The organism is Bradyrhizobium iriomotense, assembly GCF_018130765.1.
In the GTDB taxonomy this organism is placed as follows: Bacteria; Pseudomonadota; Alphaproteobacteria; order Rhizobiales; family Xanthobacteraceae; genus Bradyrhizobium; species Bradyrhizobium iriomotense_A.
On the sequence record NZ_JAFCJZ010000014.1, the window covers coordinates 44136 to 60324 of the forward strand.

Here is a 16189-nt window from a genome sequence, read left to right on the forward strand (position 1 = left end):
GTGAAAGAGAAGGCAATCTGCGCATGCTGACCAAAGCAGTTCCGACCACGCATGGCCCCGTCGTCGGCACCACACAGGCCGGCATGCGCGCCTTCAAGGGTGTGCCGTTCGCAATCGCGCGGCGCTTTGCCAGGGCGACGCCGCCCGTCGCCTGGACGGAGCCGCGTCCATGCACCGATTACGGTCCTTACGCGCCGCAGCCCGGTCATCTCGATCATGCGGACGAGGCCGCGTGTCTCAGCCTGAACATCTGGACGCCGATCGAGGCCGATCGGCCGCTGCCGGTGCTGTTCTTCATCCATGGCGGTGCCTTCGTCACCGGCGGCGGCGCCGACTACGACGGCGGCTTCCTCGCCAAGCACGGCCCGGCGGTGATCGTCACCATCAACTACCGGCTCGGCCCGCTCGGTTTCCTGCAACTGCATCGTCACGACCTCGATGAGGCCAACAACCTTGCAATCACGGATGCGCTCGCGGCACTCGGCTGGGTGCATGCCAACATCGCGAATTTCGGCGGCGATCCGGACGCCATCACGCTGTCCGGGCAGTCGGCCGGCGCGTCCATGGTCATTGCGCTCGCAACCCTGCCGCAGGCGAGTGGCAAGTTCAGCCGAGCACTCGCGCTGAGCGCGCCCGGGCGAACCATCATGAGCGCCGATCATGCTGACGAGGTCGCGCGCCGCGTGCTCGACGAGCTTGAGATGACGCGCGATCCGGCTGCGATAGCCTCTGTGGCATTGCCAAAGCTCTTCGCGGCCGTGGAGCGGGTCGGCCGCAGGCTCGCGGACGAAACGGAATCGGGCACCGTGTTCGGTCCGGTGCTCGACGGTACCGTGATCGCGCGCGAGCCGCGCGATGTCTTCGCCGATGGAAGCTTGCGCGACATTCCGCTCTGGCTCGGCTCCTGCCGCGACGAGATGGTGATGTTCCTGAAGAGCACGCCGCCGGCGGCGATGATCCGCACCACCGAGCGCAATGTGCGCGCTGCTTTCGGTGATGCCGGCTGGGAGCGTCTGCTGGCCTATTATCGGGGCTCGGCGCGCCTCGATGAGGACCCCTACGAGGCGCTGTTGTCGGATGCATTCTGGCACCGCCCGATGGCCGATCTCGCGCGGCTGCATGCTGCGGCCGGCGGCGCGGTGTGGCTGAGCCGGTTCGACCATCGCCCGGCGCTGGAGCCGTTCCTGTCGCAGGGGCCGACCCACGGCGCGGACAACGCCTGCCTCTGGGCGCATCTGCCTGATTTCATCGATCGCCCGATCCTGAAGCGCAAGGGCGGTCCGATGACGCCCGCCGACATCGATGTCGCGGCGCGATTCCAGACGAGCTTGCTGCGCTTCGTCACATCAGGCGCGCCCGACATCGCCGAAGCCTGGCCGCGGTTCGAGCTGCCTAAGGAGCCGCTCGCCATCTTCGGCCAGCCGTTCCATATTGTGCCGCTCAATGAAGGCGTACGCTCGCGCCTGTGGGCGGAATTGGGCGCGAGCGACAACGACAAGAAAATGAGGGAGGCCGGATGAGTATCTTGAACACGAACGCTGCGCGCGTTCAGTGGCGATCGGCTATTTTGGTCATCTCGCTCGTTGGTACATTCGTCATGCCGGCAGCCTCGCCTGCGTCGGCGCAGGTGGTCGCGACGCCTGTCTCCGGTGATCCCGTGAGCATCGATAGCGGTGCTGTCTCGGGCAAGGTGCTGCCGTCGGGCGTGAGAGCCTATTTCGGCATCCCCTTTGCCGCGCCGCCGCTCGGCGATCTTCGCTGGCGCGCGCCGCAGAAGGTCGAGGCGTGGAAGGGGACCTATCATGCGGACCGGCTCGCACCGGAGTGCATCCAGGTGCTGCGCCGGCACAATCTCAATCATTATTTCGGCGAGGAGGCGACCAGCGAGAACTGCCTCTACCTGAACGTCTGGGCAAGCCCGGATGCGCAACCGGACGCAAAATTGCCGGTCGTGGTCTGGATCTATGGCGGCGGCTTCACGCTCGGCTCCAGCGGCATGGCGATGTATGACGGCGAGAACGTCGCGAAGAAGGGCACGCTCTTCGTCAGCTTCAACTACCGTGTCGGCATCCTGGGCAATCTCGCCCACCCTGAGCTGACCGCGGAATCGCCGCACCGTGCCTCCGGCAATTACGGTCTGATGGACCAGGTCGCGGCGCTGCAATGGGTCAAGCGCAACATAGCGCAGTTCGGCGGCGACCCCGACAACGTCACCATCACCGGGCAGTCGGCTGGCGCCATGTCGGTGTCGGCGCTCGAGGCGAGCCCGCTGGCGAAGGGCCTGTTCCATCGCGGCTTCGCGATGAGCTTGAGCATGTTCGACAGCCGCTTCAAATTCCCGGCGCTTCCGGCCGCTGAGAAGATCGGCCTCGAGGTGCAGTCGGCACTCGGCGCATCGTCGCTTGCCGAGATGCGGCTGATCCAGGCTGACAAGATTCTTGCGATCCAGAAGGACTGCCAGCTCGGCTGCGCCGGCACGATCTCCGTCACCCCCGATATCGACGGCTATGTCTTGTCCGACACCGTCCCGAACATTTTTGCCGCCGGCAAGCAGAACGACGTCGCCACCGTCGCGGGCTTTACGCGCGACGAGAGCTCGAACGATCTGCGTACCGCCGGAACGGTGGACGCCTATGTCGCTGCTGCGCGAAAACTCTATGGCGATCAGGCCGACCGCTTCCTCGGGCTCTATCCCGCGAAGACTGACGGCGAGGCGAAAGCCATGGGGCTGCTTGCGGCGCGCGAGGGGCTGGTCGAGATCGGAACGCGCAACTGGGCGGTCGCGCAGAGCAAGACCGGTAAGGCACCGTTCTACATGTACATGTTCTCGCGCGTGCATCCGTTCGTATCAGGCGTCGAGTTCTTCGACAGCCCGCAGAAGATCGGCGCCTATCACACCTCGGACGTGCCCTACTGGTTCGGCACCCAGGATGCCTTCAACAGATTCCGCACCACGCGCAACTGGACCGAGTTCGATCGCGCACTGTCCGAGCGCATGATGGACACGCTGGTCGCCTTCGCGCGCACGGGAAATCCCGCTACGCCCGCGACGCCGTGGCCGCAATGGGCCGAGGGCGCGCAGAACTATGTCGAATTCGGCGACGACAGCGGCGTGCGCGAGGAGAACCGCGCGCGCCTCGACTTCCACACGCCGGCGAACGTCACCCCGTCAACGCCGCGGCTGTCGCGGGACTAGACGCCCGATCTAGAACTGCACTTCGCTCGGGATGTCCTCGGCGTTGAGGCCGACGGTTTCATAGGCCTTCAGGAGCCTCTCGCCATCTTCGGCCGGCCGTTCCATATTGTGCCGCTCAATGAAGGCGTACGCTCGCGCCTGTGGGCGGAACTCCGCTCGGGTACCAACGACAAGAAGAAAATCAGGGAGGCAGGATGAGCCCCTGGGAGCCGGCTTTCACCAAGCCTGCGCTATCATTTCCGTTCGTTAGTGTACGACCAACACCGGCACGCTTCCGTCGGCCAAGACCTCCGATGTCTGACTCCCCACGAACAACTTCTTGAGACCGCGGCGCCCATGAGAGCCCATGACGATCAAGTCGCAGCCTCCTGACTTTGCTGTTTCGATTATCGCGGTGGCCGGGTGCGCATTCGGAACGTGCAGGAGTTCTGCGGATATCCCAGCTTGCTCTGCCATAGCGCGCGCTTCGTCGAGGACTCTGCCCGCACGTTCCCTGCAGGCCGCGTCGTAGCTATCAATTTCCTGCTGCGACGGTATCCATCCCGAGGCGTGTCCGCTCCCGTAGTCGATCGGCAGTGATTCCGTCACGGCGATGACTGTCACCTTGGCCTTCAAGGCCTTTGCCAAGGCAATCCCATGCTTAATGCCGTTTCTCGCGACGTCCGATCCGTCCGTGCTCAAGAGAATCCGGTTGCACATTTGGAGGTTCCCTTTCCGGACCACCCTGTCGCATCTTCCGGCGCGCTGGTTTGACTTCAACAGGGGCTCACATTCATGGACAGACCAGGACGGGGGTCTTTGCGTGCGTCAGCACCTTGTTCGTCACGCTCCCGATGAGAAGCGCGGCAAGTCCGCTGCGCCCATGCGACGACATGACGATGAGATCGCAGCCCTTGTCCGTGGCTGCTGCGATGATGGCCTGGTGGGGTTGCCCGTTCTCCGCTTGAATCGTCTCGCAGGAGACACCGGCCGTCCTGGCCGCATTTGCCGCGCCGTTCAATACACTCGTGGCCTGCTCCTTGCGCAACTCGGCATATGTTCCGACTGCTTCAAGGAACCGGCCTGACACTTCGGAAAATGGTTCCACAACGAAGATGAAGGATACGGTGGCTCCAAGGGATTTCGCCAGCGCCAATCCGTGCGCCACTCCACGCTCCGCTAGCTGAGACCCATCTGTCGGAATGAGAATGTGCCGGTACATGCTCTACCTCCCGATTGTCCGGACGTATCGCTGCCTTGCGAAGGTAAGTTAGCTCGCGTTCCGAATGCAATCTAGAGATAAATCAACCTGTTGGTTCATCGTATCGTGATCCGGATGTCCGCAATTGGCACAACCTCGACGTCTGTCGAGGCGAGAATGGGTCGAGGGTACGCAGAACTATATCGAGTTCGGCGAAGCTAGCGGCGTGCGCGCGGAGAACCGCGCACGCCTCGAATTCTACACGCCGGCGAACGTCACGTCGTCAACGCCGCGGCTGTCGCGGGATTGAACGCGCTGCGGTGCCTGTCCCCACAAGTTCAGCGCAGGAACGGGACGGGATGGGCCGCGCGGTAGAAGAAATTGATGAGCGTGTTGATGTCGAACACTGGAAGGCCTGACACCTCGGCGACATCCTTCGAGAACGGACACATGTTGGTGCACTCGAACAGGATCGCGCCGGGATTCTTGCAGGACGCCATGAAGGCTTCCGTCATCTCGATCATCTCGGCGCGCAGCACGTCGGTGTCCAGCTCCTCGCGGCCGAGAATGTAGGTTGCGGGAAACTGAGCATCGGGCTTCATGCCCTGGACCTGGACCGCGATCTCGTCCGGCGACCAGCCGACGCCGCGGAAGTGGCCCTCGTTCATGTGATGGCCGCGCTCGGTGAAGATGCCGATGACCTTGCCCGGCGGCAGCATGGCATGGATCAACGGCGCCTGGATCAGGCTCGAGGTGAAGACCGGGATGTTCACCGCGGCCGCGAGCTGCTTCTGAAAGGGCGCGAGGAAGCCGCAGCTCGTCGTGATCGCCTTGACCCCGTCAGCTTCCAGTTCGCGCGCCGCGGCGATGAATGGCTCGAGCAGCGCCGGGTCGGGCTGATCGCCCATGATCCTTGTGGCGTGAGCGCCGCGAACGATCTTGTAGCGCACCGGGAAGTCGTAGGAGAGCGCATTGCCGATATCGCCGCGCGGGCGCGGGAAGCGGGTATCGAGCATCAGGATGCCGATGGTCTCGCCGTAATTCGTGAAGCCGCCGCGGAGTCTCATGGTTCTTCCCACCGATTCGAGATGATCGTAGCCGGCAGTCTAATGCGTTTCGTGAAACCGGCTGAGGAAGGACTTAAGTCGCTCGCTGCGCGGCTGGCGGATGGTCTCCTCGGGCGTGCCGATCTCGGTCATGATTCCGTCGTTCATGAAGCCGACGCGGGTGGAGACGTCGGCGGCGAAGGCCATCTCGTGGGTGACCAGCACCATGGTCATGCCTTCGCTCGCAAGGCTGCGGATGACGGAGAGCACTTCACCGACGAGCTCGGGGTCGAGCGCCGAGGTCGGCTCGTCGAACAGCATCACCTCGGGCTTCATCGCGAGCGCACGCGCGATCGCGACGCGCTGTTTCTGGCCGCCGGACAGGCGGCTCGGAAAGGCGTCGGCCTTGTCGGCGAGGCCGACTTTTGCAAGCAGGTCACGGCCGAGTTCGTTGGCCTCGTTCTGCGCCATGCCCTTCACCTGCACCGGGCCTTCGGTGACATTGGCGAGCACCGACATGTGCGGGAACAGATTAAAATGCTGGAACACCATGCCGACGCTGCGGCGAAGCAGGGCGAGCTGCGCATCGCCCGCGGCGCGCACGCCCTTGCCGAAGGCGAATTGATGCGCGCCGATCGCGAGCTCGCCCTGTTGCGGCATCTCCAGCAAGTTCAGGCAGCGCAAAAAGGTCGACTTGCCGGAGCCGGAGGCGCCGATCAGGGTGACGACCTCGCCGCGTTCGACCGCGAGCGAGACGCCCTTCAGCACCTCGTGGTCGCCGAACGCCTTGTGAATGTTGGTCGCGATCAGGGCACTCATCGATGCGCTCCCATCCTCAGTTCGACCCGGTCGGCGACCAGCGTCAGCGGGAACAGCACGACGAAATAGAGTACGGCGATGGTGGTGTAGACCTCGAGCGGCTTGTAGCTCGTCGCCGTGATCACCGAGCCCTGGTAGAGCAGGTCGCCGACCGCGACCACCGACACCAGCGAGGTGTTCTTGAGCTGCATGATGGTCTGGTTGATGAAGGAGGGGATCATCACCTGGGTTGCCTGCGGCAGCACGATGCGGCGAAAGATCTTGCCGCGGCGCATGCCGATGGCGCGTCCGGCCTCCCACTGGCCGATGTCGACAGCCTCGATGCCGCCGCGAAAGATCTCTGCGTAGAACGAGCCGGCATAGAGCGACAGCGCGATGAAGCAGGCCATCGCCGGCGACATGTCGACGCCGATCAGGACCGGCAGGGCGTAGTACATCCAGACCAGCTGCACCAGCAGCGGCGTGCAGCGGAAGATCTCGATGTAGAGACGCAGCGGCACCGAGACCCAGCGCGGTGCCGTCGTGCGCAAAATGCCGACGATCAATCCGACCAGGAGGCCCGCGGCGACCGTGATCACCGTGTAGAATACGGTGACCAGGAGCCCTTGCCAGATCAGGCCCCAATACGGCTTGAGCGCCGCGAACTCCCAGACATACATCGTCGAACGGCCGTCAGAACTGCACTTCGCCCGGAAGGTCGTCCGCGGTGAGGCCGACCGCCTCAAAGCCCTTCAGCATCCATTCGCGAGTCTGGCCCATCGAGCGGTTGTAGTCGGCCCAGGCGCTGAGGAAGTCCTTGTAGCGGCGGTCACCCTCGGCACGGATGCCCATGTTGGTCGGCAGCGTCAGCAGCGGCCGCGGCACGGCGAGCTCGCCGAGCGTCGGGTTCTTCTTCAGGGTCGCGACCGAAAGCACCGCGAGTGAGACGTTGCAATCCGCGCGTCCGGTGGACACCGCGAGAATGGCCTCGTCGCGCGCCTTGAAGCCGAGGATGGTCGCCTTCGGGCAGTAGCGGCGTGCGATGGTCTCATGCGTCGAGCCGATGTCGACGGCGATCTTGACCTCGGGCTTGTTGAGCTCGGCCCAGGTCTGCGGCTTGGGAAAGCCCTTCTTGGTGATGACGGTGAAGGAGTGCACCAGGATCGGGGTGGAGAAGTCGATGACCAGCGCCCGCTCCGGCGTCGGATTCACGGCAAAGGTGAGATCGACCTTGTCGGCCTGGAGGTCGAGGATCTGGTTGCCCCAGGTCGATTCCAGCACCTCGACCTTGGCACCGAGCTTGCTGGCGATGTCGTTGGCCATGTCGATGCAGGCGCCCGACCACTGGCCGGTCGCGAGGTCCTTGTGGAAGTAGGGCTCCTGGCCAACGATGACGGTGATCCGCAGCACACCATTCTTCTTGATGCGGTCGAGGGTGGAGGTCGGCGCGTCGGCCTTGGCCGAGCTGCCCGCGGCGGCCATCGCTGCGCCCGCGAGCGCGACTGTGGTGAGAGCGTCCCTGCGATTCATGGTCTCTGTCTCCCTGGAATTTGGGTCGGATCGGCTTCGGCCACTGGACTATTTCTGTATTCAGGATAAAATGCAATACGGTATTTCATATTGCTGACCATTTGTGCGGCAAGGCAGAGATGAGCCCAATATCTTGGCAGGATTGCGCAAATTTCCTCGGACTGTGGGGTTGTCAATCGCATGCAAGTCTGTATTCAAGACTGAACGCAATTACCCCGTGATCTGAAGGAGAGGCCTGTGCGCGCCCTATTCGTCGATGCAAACGACACCCTGGCGGCGGTGACCGACAAGCTGCTGCGCTCCCAGGACCTACCGGTCGGCATCAACCGCAACCCATCCATCAAGCCCGATGACCTGCCGGGCCTGCTTGGCGATGCCGAGATCATGATCGTCGATCATACCGCGGTGCCGACCGCGATCGCCGAGAAGTGCAAGGCGCTCAAGCATGTCGTCTTCCTCGGCACCGGCGCGCGCAGCTACATGAATCCGGAAGAGCTTAGCGAGCGCGGCATCTCCGTCCACACCATCAAGGGTTATGGCGACACGGCCGTCGCCGAATGCGCGATCGCGCTGATGTGGGCCTCCGCGCGAAATTTTGGCGAGATGGACCGCGGCATGCGCGAGGGCAACTGGCTGCGCCGCGACGCGATGCAGCTCACCGGCAAGACGCTCGGCCTGATCGGATTCGGCGGCATCGCCGCGGAAGCCGCGCGCATGGCGGCGGGCTGCGGCATGAAAGTGATCGCCTGGAACAGGACGCCGAAGGCCCATCCCGGCGTCGAGTTCGTCTCGCTGGAGAAGCTGCTCGCCGAAAGCCACGTCGTCTCGCTGCATCTGTTGCTCAACGACGAGACCAAGGGCTTTCTGTCGCGCGAGCGCATCGCGCAGATGCGCAAGGGCAGCATTCTGATCAACACCGCGCGCGGCGCCATCGTGGATGAAGACGCGATGCTGGACGCGCTTCGCTCGGGCCACATCGCTCATGCCGGTCTCGACGTCTTCACCGTCGAGCCGCTGCCGGCGGGGCATCCCGTGACAAAGCTGCCGAACGTGACGCTGTCGGCGCATTCGGCGTTCCGCACGCCGGAGGCGAGCGACAACCTCATTGGTGCTGCGCTCGATCACTGCCGTCGCATCATCGCCACCGGCAAGTAAGAACAAGGACACCCCATGTCGGACATCACCCGCATCGACCAGAACGCCCGCCGCAGCCGCGCTTCCGTGTTCGGCGACCTCGTTTTCCTCGCAGGACAAGTGGCGGACACCAAGACCGCCGACATCACCCAGCAGACAAAGGAAGCGCTGGCCAAGGTCGACGACATGCTGGCGCGCGCCGGCACCGACAAGTCGCGCCTGCTCAGCGTGCAGGTCTGGCTCAAGACCATGGACGATTTCGACGCCATGAACGCGGTCTATGATGCCTGGGTCGTGCCCGGCAACGCGCCGACCCGCGCCTGCGGCAAGGTCGAGCTCGCCGATCCCGCCTTCCGCATCGAAGTGATCGCGATCGCCGCGCGCAAGTAGGGCCCGGCCGTGACTGTCCAGGCTCCCGCGTCGACCTTCCGTCCCGCCCAGCGCATCAGCGCGATCGGCGTCTCCGAGATCTTGAAGATCGGCGCGGTCGCGCAGCGGCTGAAGCGCGAGGGGCGGCCGGTGATCGTGCTGGGCGCCGGCGAGCCTGACTTCGATACGCCCGACCATGCCAAGGACGCGGCCGAGCGTGCGATCCGCGCCGGCCAGACCAAATACACCATCCTCGACGGCACGGTGGAATTGAAGGCGGCGATATCAGAGAAGTTCCGCCGCGAGAACGATCTCGTCTATGCCGCCGACGAAATCACCGCCGGCGCCGGCGCCAAGCAGGTGATCCACAACGCCTTCATGGCGACGCTCAGTCCCGGCGACGAGGTGATCCTCGCCGCGCCCTACTGGACCAGCTATGCCGACATGGTCCGCATCGCCGACGGTACGCCGGTCGACGTGCTCTGCCGCGAGGACAACGGCTTTCGCTTCGATGCCGCCGATCTCGAACGCGCGATCACACCGAAGACGCGCTGGCTGCTGCTGAACTCGCCGTCCAACCCGACGGGAGCAGCCTATTCGGCGGCGCAGCTGCGCCCGATCCTGGATGTGCTGAAACGCCATCCGCATGTCTGGCTGATGGCCGACGACATCTACGAGCACCTGATTTACGACGGCATGCCGTTCGTCACGGCCGCGGCGCTCGAGCCGAGCCTGAAATCACGCACGCTGACGGTCAATGGCGTCTCCAAGGCCTATGCCATGACCGGCTGGCGCGTCGGCTATGGCGGCGGCCCGCGCGAATTGATCGCGGCCATGGCGGTGGTGCAGAGCCAGAGCACGACCAATCCGTCCTCGGTGAGCCAGGCCGCTGCAATTGCCGCGCTGACCGGCCCGCAAGACGTGCTTGTGGAACGCCGCGCCGCGTTCCAGCGCCGCCGCGACATCGTGGTCGATGCGCTCAATGCCATCGACGGCGTCAGCTGCCGCCGGCCGGAAGGCGCGTTCTATACCTATGCCAGTTGTGCGGGCCTGATTGGCCGCCGCACGCCCGACGGCGTCTTGATCGACAGCGACGCGACGTTCTGCCGCTTCCTGCTGGAGAGGCATGACGTGGCCGTGGTGCCGGGCAGCTGTTTCGGCCTTGCACCTTATTTCCGCCTGTCCTACGCCACCTCCGAACAAAACTTGCGCGAAGCCTTGAAGCGCATCGCCAAAGCCTGCAGGGAGCTGTCATGACCATTCGCAACACCCGCACCGGGGGCCAGATCCTGATCGATCAGCTCGTCGCCCAAGGCGTCGAGCGCGTCACCTGCGTGCCCGGTGAAAGCTATCTCGCGGCGCTCGACGCGCTGCATGACAGCCCGATCGACGTCATGATCTGCCGCGCCGAGGGCGGCGCGGCGATGATGGCGGAAGCCTATGGCAAGCTGACCGGCCGGCCCGGTGTCTGCTTCGTCACCCGCGGCCCCGGCGCCACCAATGCCAGCCACGGCGTCCACATCGCGATGCAGGACTCCACCCCGATGATCCTGTTCGTCGGCCAGGTCGACACCGGCATGCGCGAGCGCGAGGCGTTCCAGGAACTCGACTACAAGGCGGTGTTCGGCACCATGGCGAAATGGGCGGTCGAGATCGATCGCCCCGATCGCATTCCGGAGCTGGTCGCGCGCGCCTTCCGCGTCGCCATGCAGGGCCGTCCCGGTCCCGTCGTGATCTCGCTGCCGGAGAACATGCTGACCGAGACCGCTGCCGTCGCCGACGCCATGCGCATCGAGCCGGCGGTGAGCTGGCCGGCACCATCAGATATCGAGCGCGTCGGTGCGATGCTCGCGAGCGCCAAGGCGCCGCTCGTCATCCTCGGTGGCTCGCGCTGGACCGATGAGGCCACCAAGAGCATCGCGCGCTTTGCCGAGCGCTTCGACCTGCCGGTCGCAACCTCGTTCCGCCGCGCGTCGCTGATCGACGCCGATCATTCGCACTATGCCGGCGATCTCGGCATCGGGCCGAGCCCGGGCCTGAAGGCGCGCATCGACAACGCCGACGTCATTCTTCTCATCGGCGGCCGTATGTCGGAGATGCCGTCCTCGTCCTACACGCTGTTCGATATTCCGACCCCGCAGCAGAAGCTGATCCACGTGCATCCGGGCTCGGAAGAGCTTGGTCGCGTCTATCAGCCGGAGCTGGCGATCCAGGCGACGCCTGCCGCCTTCGCCGCCGCCGTCGAGACGCTGAAGCCCGCGGGCGCAATTGCCTGGAAGGGCGAGGCCGCCAAGGCGCATGCCGATTATCTCGCCTGGACCGAGAAGGCGCGCGAGCTGCCGGGCTCGTTCCAGTACGGCCAGGTCATGACCTGGCTGCGCGACCGGCTGCCGAAGGACGCGATCGTCTGCAACGGCGCCGGCAATTATGCCGGCTGGATCCATCGCCATCACCGCTTCCACAGCTTCGCCGCGCAGCTCGCGCCGACCTCGGGATCGATGGGCTATGGCGTGCCGGCGGCGGTGCTCGCCAAGCGGCAATATCCGGATCGCGTCGTCGTCGCCTTTGCCGGCGACGGCTGCTTCCTGATGAACGGCCAGGAATTCGCGACCGCCGTGCAGTACGACGCGCCGCTGGTCGTCATCGTCGTCGACAATTCGCAATACGGCACCATCCGCATGCACCAGGAGCGCGACTATCCCGGCCGCGTCGTCGGCACCCAGCTGAAGAACCCTGACTTTGCGATGTACGCCAAGGCGTTCGGCGGCCATGGCGAGCGCGTCGAGCGCACCGAGGAGTTCGCGCCGGCATTCGAGCGTGCGCTGGCTTCGGGCAAGCCGTCGATCCTCCATTGCATCGTCGATTCCAGAGCGATCTCGGTCGGCAAAGACTTTGTGCCGCAGGTGAAGGCGTAAGCAATGCCGGAGGGCCGCCACGTCGCCATCATCGGAGCCGGCGCGGTCGGCGTGATCAGCGCCATCGAGGCGCTGCGCGAGGGGCATCGCGTCACGCTGATCGATCCGGGCGAGCCGGGCGGTGAACAGGCGGCGAGCTACGGCAATGCCGGCTGGCTCTCCTCGCATTCGGTGATCCCGCCGGCGGAGCCCGGCGTCTGGAAGAAGGTGCCGGGCTATCTGATGGATCCGCTCGGCCCGCTCGCGATCCGCTGGTCTTATCTGCCCAAGGCGCTGCCCTGGCTGATCAAGTACCTGCTCTCGGGCTGGACCGCGGCACGGGTCGAGAAGACGGCGTTCGCTTTGCGCGATCTCCTCAAGGACGCGCCGCTGCTGCACCGGAAGCTGGCGGAAGAGGCGGGCGTGCCTGAACTGGTCGAGCGCAACGGCGTGATGCATGTCTTCCCGTCGCGCGGCAATTTCGACAACGATCTCGGCTGGCGCCTGCGCAGGAAGGTCGGCGTCGAATGGCTGGAGCTCAACGCCGACGAGATGCGCCAGCGCGAGCCCGACCTGCATCCGCGTTACACCTTTGGCGTGGTGGTGGAGGAGGCCGGGCGCTGTCGCGATCCCGGCGCCTACGTCGCGGCGCTCGCCAATCACGCGCTGGCAAGCGGCGTGAAGCTCGTGCGCGCCAAGGCGACGGGCCTCAAGCTCTCCGGCAACAAGCTCGTCGCCGTCGTCACCGAGACGGGCGAGATTCCTTGCGATGCGGCGGTCGTCGCCGCCGGCGCGCACTCGAAGCGGCTTACCGCCTCCGTCGGCGATCCGCTGCCGCTCGAGACCGAGCGCGGCTATCACGTCATGATCGAGAATCCCGAGTCCGGTCCGCGCAGCTCGATGATGGCCTCGGACGCCAAGATGGTGGTGAACTGGACCAACAAGGGGCTGCGCGCCGCCGGCACCGTCGAGATCGCGGGCCTCGAGGCCGCGCCGAACTGGAAGCGCGCCGAGATCCTGCGCAACCACCTTCTCGGCATGTTCCCGAAACTGCCGAAGGACATTCCGGCCTCGCGCATAAAAACCTGGTTCGGTCATCGGCCGAGCATGCCTGATGGACTTCCCTGCATCGGCCACGCACGCGCCTCGCGCGACATCGTCTACGCCTTCGGCCACGGCCATGTCGGCCTGGTCGGCTCAGCCCGCACCGGCCGTCTCGTCGCCCAGCTTCTGAGCGGCAAGCAGCCGGAGATTCCGCTCGCGCCGTTCTCTCCCAACCGCTTCCTCTGAGATCGCATCATGACCTATCCTGCCAACTCGCCTTCTCGTATTGCCCGTGGCGGCAAGGCCGTCTATGGCGCGCCGCTTGGCATTTTGATGCTGGAAGCGCGCTTCCCCCGCATTCCCGGCGACATGGGGAACGGCACGACCTGGCCGTTCCCCGTGCTCTATCGCGTGGTGAGCGGGGCCTCGCCGGAGAAGGTGGTGCTGAAGGGCGCCGCCGGCCTGCTGCCTGACTTCATCGATGCTGCGAAAGACCTGGTGCGGCTCGGAGCCGAAGCGATCACCACCAATTGCGGCTTCCTCTCGCTGTTCCAGAAGGAGATCGCCGCCGCTGTCGGCGTGCCCGTCGCCACCTCGTCACTGATGCAGGTGCCGTGGGTGCAGGCGACGCTGCCGCCCGGCAAGCGCGTCGGCCTCGTCACGGTGTCGGGCTCGACCTTGACGCCGGCCCATCTCGAGGGCGCCGGCGTGCCGCTCGATACGCCGCTGGTCGGCACCGAGCACGGCAAGGAGTTCTTCCGCGTCCTGATCAAGGCCGAGAAGGACGACATGGACATCGCGCAAGCCGAGCGCGACGTGGTCGAGGCCGGTAAGGAACTCGTCGCCAAAAATCCGGATGTCGGCGCCATCGTGCTCGAATGCACCAACATGCCGCCTTATGCGGCAGCCTTGCAGGCCGAGGTCGGCTTGCCGGTCTACGACATCTATTCCATGATCACCTGGTTTCATGCTGGACTGCGCCCGCGCGCCTTTGCCTGATTCCGGGCCGTCGCAAAGCTCTGAACAAGCTCTGCTAAACTCTGGTTTGCATTGCCATTGTCCACACAGCCCCGGTATATTGGGCTGTGTTCGGGCATGAATGCAGCTGATGATGAGCAACGTGGAACTGGCTTCCGACAGTATCGTCGATCGCGTCTATGAACAGCTCAAGGCGATGGCCGTGAGCTACGAGTTCAAGCCGGGCGAGCGGCTCAACGAGGGCGAGCTGGCGAAACGGCTCGGCGTCAGTCGCACGCCGCTGCGCGAGGCGCTCAACCGTCTCAACACCGAAGGTTTTCTGCGCTTCACGCCTGGCAAAGGATTTTTCTGCCGCGAGCTCGACGCGCACGAGATCTTCGATCTCTACGAGCTGCGCAAGTCGATCGAGGTCGCCTCGATCCGCCTCGCCATCAAGCGCGCCAAGGACGAGGACATCGACGCGCTGCTGAAATTCCTCGAAGCCACCGGCCCCGATCCCGGCGAACGCACCTCGGTGGAGCTGGTCGAGCTGGACGAGACCTTCCACGAGCGGCTGATGGGCATGTCGAACAATGCCGAGATGCTGCGCGTGCTGCGCAACGTCAATGCCCGCATTCGCTTCGTGCGCTGGATCGACATGGATCGCATCAACCGCTCCAACACCCAGGCCGAGCACCGCGCCGTGGTCGAAGGCCTGAAGGCGCGCAATGAGGAGGCCTGCGTCTCGGTGCTGGAAAAGCACATCGACCGCCGCCTCGATCGCATCACCGCCGCGATCAAGGAGGGCTACGCGCAGATCTACATGCCCGCCGCGGCAAGGTCAGCGGCGAATTAGGTCGTCACCCAAGCGGCAGTGTCTCTTTCCTTCTCCCCTTGTGGGAGAAGGTGGCGCGAAGCGCCGGATGAGGGGTACCTGTCCGCGTGTACGGATGCGTATGAGTGCGCCGAGACAGACCCCTCACCCAAGTGAGCTTGCGTCGGCCTGCGGTGATGCCCTCTCCCACAAGGGGAGAGGGCGCAGCAATGCGCATCGCGCTCGCTGCCTTCGTGCGATGACGCCTTTATCAAGTGCCGGTTCCGTGCTCATGTCCGCTTTGCGGCGGCGTGAGCCGGGTGCCTCACCCGGCAACAGCCGAGCCCAAGCAGCCATTCTGGAGTGAGACCATGAAACTATCCGGCAAGGTCGCCGCCATCACCGGTGCGGCACGCGGCATCGGCAAGGCCTGCGCGAAGAGATTCCTCGATGACGGCGTCAAGGTCGTGATCTCGGATGTCGATGCCGAGGGTCTCGCCGCGACGGCCGCCGAACTGGCGCGGCCGGATGCGTTGCGCACCGTCGTCGGCAACGTTGCCAAGCGTGCCGACGTCGACCAACTCGTCGCCACCGCGGTGAAGGAATTCGGCCGGCTCGACATCATGGTCAACAATGCCGGCGTCGCCCGCAACCGGGACATCCTCGAAATTACCGAAGAGGAATTCGACGAAATCATCGGCATCAATCTGAAAGGCGCGTTCTTCGGCGTGCAGGCGGCGGCGAAGCAGATGATCGCGCAAGGTGGCGGCGGGGTCATCATCAACATGTCCTCGGTGAACGCGCTGCTGGCGATCCCGGCGCTTGCGACCTACGCGATGTCGAAGGGCGGCATGAAGCAGCTGACGTCGGTCGCGGCCGTCGCGCTCGCCCCGCACAACATCCGTGTCGTCGCGGTCGGGCCGGGCACGATTTTGACCGACATGGTGGCGTCAGCGATCTACACGTCCGAGGATGCGCGCAAGACCGTGCTGTCACGCACGCCAGCCGGCCGCGGCGGCGAGCCGAGCGAGGTTGCCTCGGTCGTGGCGTTCCTCGCCAGCGACGATGCGTCCTACATCACCGGGCAGACGATCTATCCGGATGGCGGCCGGCTGGTCCTGAACTACACGGTGCCGGTGAAGGAGAAGTAGGGGCGCGAGGTCGCTCCACGTCTTCGATGTCGTCCTAGCGAAAGCCAGGACCCATTACCACAAGACGTGATTTGGC

At 64.9% G+C, this 16189-nt stretch carries 17 protein-coding genes; 11 read left to right on the plus strand and 6 right to left on the minus strand.

Annotated elements, in window-relative coordinates; all coding sequences use genetic code 11:
• The first annotated feature begins 23 nt into the window (after positions 1-23).
• The gene (locus JQ635_RS23305) at positions 24-1520 is read left to right on the plus strand and encodes a carboxylesterase/lipase family protein (protein WP_211412122.1); all 1497 of its coding nucleotides are present in this window, start codon (positions 24-26) and stop codon (positions 1518-1520) included.
• On the plus strand, positions 1517-3196 hold the full coding sequence (locus JQ635_RS23310) for a carboxylesterase/lipase family protein (RefSeq protein ID WP_211412123.1): 1680 nt from the start codon (positions 1517-1519) through the stop codon (positions 3194-3196). The genes JQ635_RS23305 and JQ635_RS23310 overlap by 4 nt, the downstream gene beginning before the upstream one ends.
• A 246-nt stretch (positions 3197-3442) precedes the next feature.
• Here the strand turns inward: JQ635_RS23310 and JQ635_RS23315 are convergent, their stop codons facing one another.
• Both JQ635_RS23315 and JQ635_RS23320 read right to left on the minus strand, forming a co-directional pair.
• Positions 3443-3895: a universal stress protein gene (locus tag JQ635_RS23315; protein WP_211412124.1), complete on the minus strand. Its 453-nt coding sequence runs from the start codon at positions 3893-3895 to the stop codon at positions 3443-3445.
• Positions 3896-3968: 73 nt separating this feature from the next.
• Positions 3969-4397, minus strand: coding sequence for a universal stress protein (locus JQ635_RS23320; protein WP_211412125.1), 429 nt, complete (start codon positions 4395-4397; stop codon positions 3969-3971).
• Between the two features lie 124 nt (positions 4398-4521).
• Between JQ635_RS23320 and JQ635_RS23325 the strand changes: the two genes are divergently transcribed.
• Positions 4522-4686, plus strand: a complete 165-nt coding sequence (locus tag JQ635_RS23325; RefSeq protein WP_211412126.1) for a hypothetical protein — start codon at positions 4522-4524, stop codon at positions 4684-4686.
• A gap of 28 nt (positions 4687-4714) precedes the next feature.
• On the opposite strand, the gene JQ635_RS23330 is transcribed toward JQ635_RS23325, so the two are convergent.
• Genes JQ635_RS23330 through JQ635_RS23345 form a run of 4 tightly spaced genes read right to left on the minus strand, consistent with a single transcriptional unit; the run spans position 4715 to position 7750 of the window.
• Positions 4715-5443, minus strand: a complete 729-nt coding sequence (locus JQ635_RS23330) for an aspartate/glutamate racemase family protein (RefSeq protein ID WP_211412127.1) — start codon at positions 5441-5443, stop codon at positions 4715-4717.
• Positions 5444-5482: 39 nt separating this feature from the next.
• Entirely contained in the window at positions 5483-6241 is a 759-nt protein-coding gene (locus tag JQ635_RS23335; protein WP_211412128.1) for an amino acid ABC transporter ATP-binding protein, read from the minus strand.
• Positions 6238-6900, minus strand: coding sequence for an amino acid ABC transporter permease (locus JQ635_RS23340; RefSeq protein WP_211412129.1), 663 nt, complete (start codon positions 6898-6900; stop codon positions 6238-6240). The genes JQ635_RS23335 and JQ635_RS23340 overlap by 4 nt, the downstream gene beginning before the upstream one ends.
• Before the next feature lie 13 nt (positions 6901-6913).
• On the minus strand, positions 6914-7750 hold the full coding sequence (locus JQ635_RS23345; RefSeq protein WP_211412130.1) for a transporter substrate-binding domain-containing protein: 837 nt from the start codon (positions 7748-7750) through the stop codon (positions 6914-6916).
• 237 nt (positions 7751-7987) lie between these two features.
• On the opposite strand from JQ635_RS23345, the gene JQ635_RS23350 reads away from it, so the two are divergent.
• From JQ635_RS23350 to JQ635_RS23385, 8 genes are all read left to right on the plus strand, one after another.
• Positions 7988-8905 (plus strand): NAD(P)-dependent oxidoreductase, encoded by a 918-nt coding sequence (locus JQ635_RS23350; RefSeq protein WP_211412131.1) that lies wholly within the window; start codon positions 7988-7990, stop codon positions 8903-8905.
• Positions 8906-8920: 15 nt separating this feature from the next.
• Positions 8921-9274, plus strand: a complete 354-nt coding sequence (locus JQ635_RS23355) for a RidA family protein (protein WP_211412132.1) — start codon at positions 8921-8923, stop codon at positions 9272-9274.
• 9 nt (positions 9275-9283) lie between these two features.
• On the plus strand, positions 9284-10510 hold the full coding sequence (locus JQ635_RS23360) for a pyridoxal phosphate-dependent aminotransferase (protein ID WP_211412133.1): 1227 nt from the start codon (positions 9284-9286) through the stop codon (positions 10508-10510).
• Positions 10507-12168: a thiamine pyrophosphate-binding protein gene (locus JQ635_RS23365; protein ID WP_211412134.1), complete on the plus strand. Its 1662-nt coding sequence runs from the start codon at positions 10507-10509 to the stop codon at positions 12166-12168. The genes JQ635_RS23360 and JQ635_RS23365 overlap by 4 nt, the downstream gene beginning before the upstream one ends.
• Positions 12169-12171: 3 nt before the next feature.
• Positions 12172-13437 (plus strand): NAD(P)/FAD-dependent oxidoreductase, encoded by a 1266-nt coding sequence (locus JQ635_RS23370; protein WP_211412135.1) that lies wholly within the window; start codon positions 12172-12174, stop codon positions 13435-13437.
• Positions 13438-13446: 9 nt separating this feature from the next.
• Positions 13447-14190 (plus strand): aspartate/glutamate racemase family protein, encoded by a 744-nt coding sequence (locus JQ635_RS23375; protein ID WP_018641179.1) that lies wholly within the window; start codon positions 13447-13449, stop codon positions 14188-14190.
• A 109-nt stretch (positions 14191-14299) separates the two neighbouring features.
• A complete protein-coding gene (locus JQ635_RS23380; RefSeq protein WP_246583708.1) occupies positions 14300-15004 on the plus strand; it encodes a GntR family transcriptional regulator in 705 nt (234 codons plus the stop codon).
• Positions 15005-15333: 329 nt separating this feature from the next.
• The gene (locus JQ635_RS23385; protein WP_211412137.1) at positions 15334-16113 is read left to right on the plus strand and encodes an SDR family NAD(P)-dependent oxidoreductase; all 780 of its coding nucleotides are present in this window, start codon (positions 15334-15336) and stop codon (positions 16111-16113) included.
• Positions 16114-16189 lie beyond the last annotated feature (76 nt).

Excerpts from the sequence above, each read along its gene's own strand:
- JQ635_RS23305 (WP_211412122.1), top strand. The coding sequence starts at position 24 with ATGCTGACCAAAGCAGTTCCGACCACGCATGGCCCCGTCGTCGGCACC.
- JQ635_RS23310 (WP_211412123.1), top strand. The coding sequence starts at position 1,517 with ATGAGTATCTTGAACACGAACGCTGCGCGCGTTCAGTGGCGATCGGCT.
- JQ635_RS23315 (WP_211412124.1), bottom strand. The coding sequence starts at position 3,895 with ATGTGCAACCGGATTCTCTTGAGCACGGACGGATCGGACGTCGCGAGA.
- JQ635_RS23320 (WP_211412125.1), bottom strand. The coding sequence starts at position 4,397 with ATGTACCGGCACATTCTCATTCCGACAGATGGGTCTCAGCTAGCGGAG.
- JQ635_RS23330 (WP_211412127.1), bottom strand. The coding sequence starts at position 5,443 with ATGAGACTCCGCGGCGGCTTCACGAATTACGGCGAGACCATCGGCATC.
- JQ635_RS23335 (WP_211412128.1), bottom strand. The coding sequence starts at position 6,241 with ATGAGTGCCCTGATCGCGACCAACATTCACAAGGCGTTCGGCGACCAC.
- JQ635_RS23340 (WP_211412129.1), bottom strand. The coding sequence starts at position 6,900 with ATGTATGTCTGGGAGTTCGCGGCGCTCAAGCCGTATTGGGGCCTGATC.
- JQ635_RS23345 (WP_211412130.1), bottom strand. The coding sequence starts at position 7,750 with ATGAATCGCAGGGACGCTCTCACCACAGTCGCGCTCGCGGGCGCAGCG.
- JQ635_RS23355 (WP_211412132.1), top strand. The coding sequence starts at position 8,921 with ATGTCGGACATCACCCGCATCGACCAGAACGCCCGCCGCAGCCGCGCT.
- JQ635_RS23365 (WP_211412134.1), top strand. The coding sequence starts at position 10,507 with ATGACCATTCGCAACACCCGCACCGGGGGCCAGATCCTGATCGATCAG.
- JQ635_RS23370 (WP_211412135.1), top strand. The coding sequence starts at position 12,172 with ATGCCGGAGGGCCGCCACGTCGCCATCATCGGAGCCGGCGCGGTCGGC.
- JQ635_RS23375 (WP_018641179.1), top strand. The coding sequence starts at position 13,447 with ATGACCTATCCTGCCAACTCGCCTTCTCGTATTGCCCGTGGCGGCAAG.
- JQ635_RS23380 (WP_246583708.1), top strand. The coding sequence starts at position 14,300 with ATGATGAGCAACGTGGAACTGGCTTCCGACAGTATCGTCGATCGCGTC.
- JQ635_RS23385 (WP_211412137.1), top strand. The coding sequence starts at position 15,334 with ATGAAACTATCCGGCAAGGTCGCCGCCATCACCGGTGCGGCACGCGGC.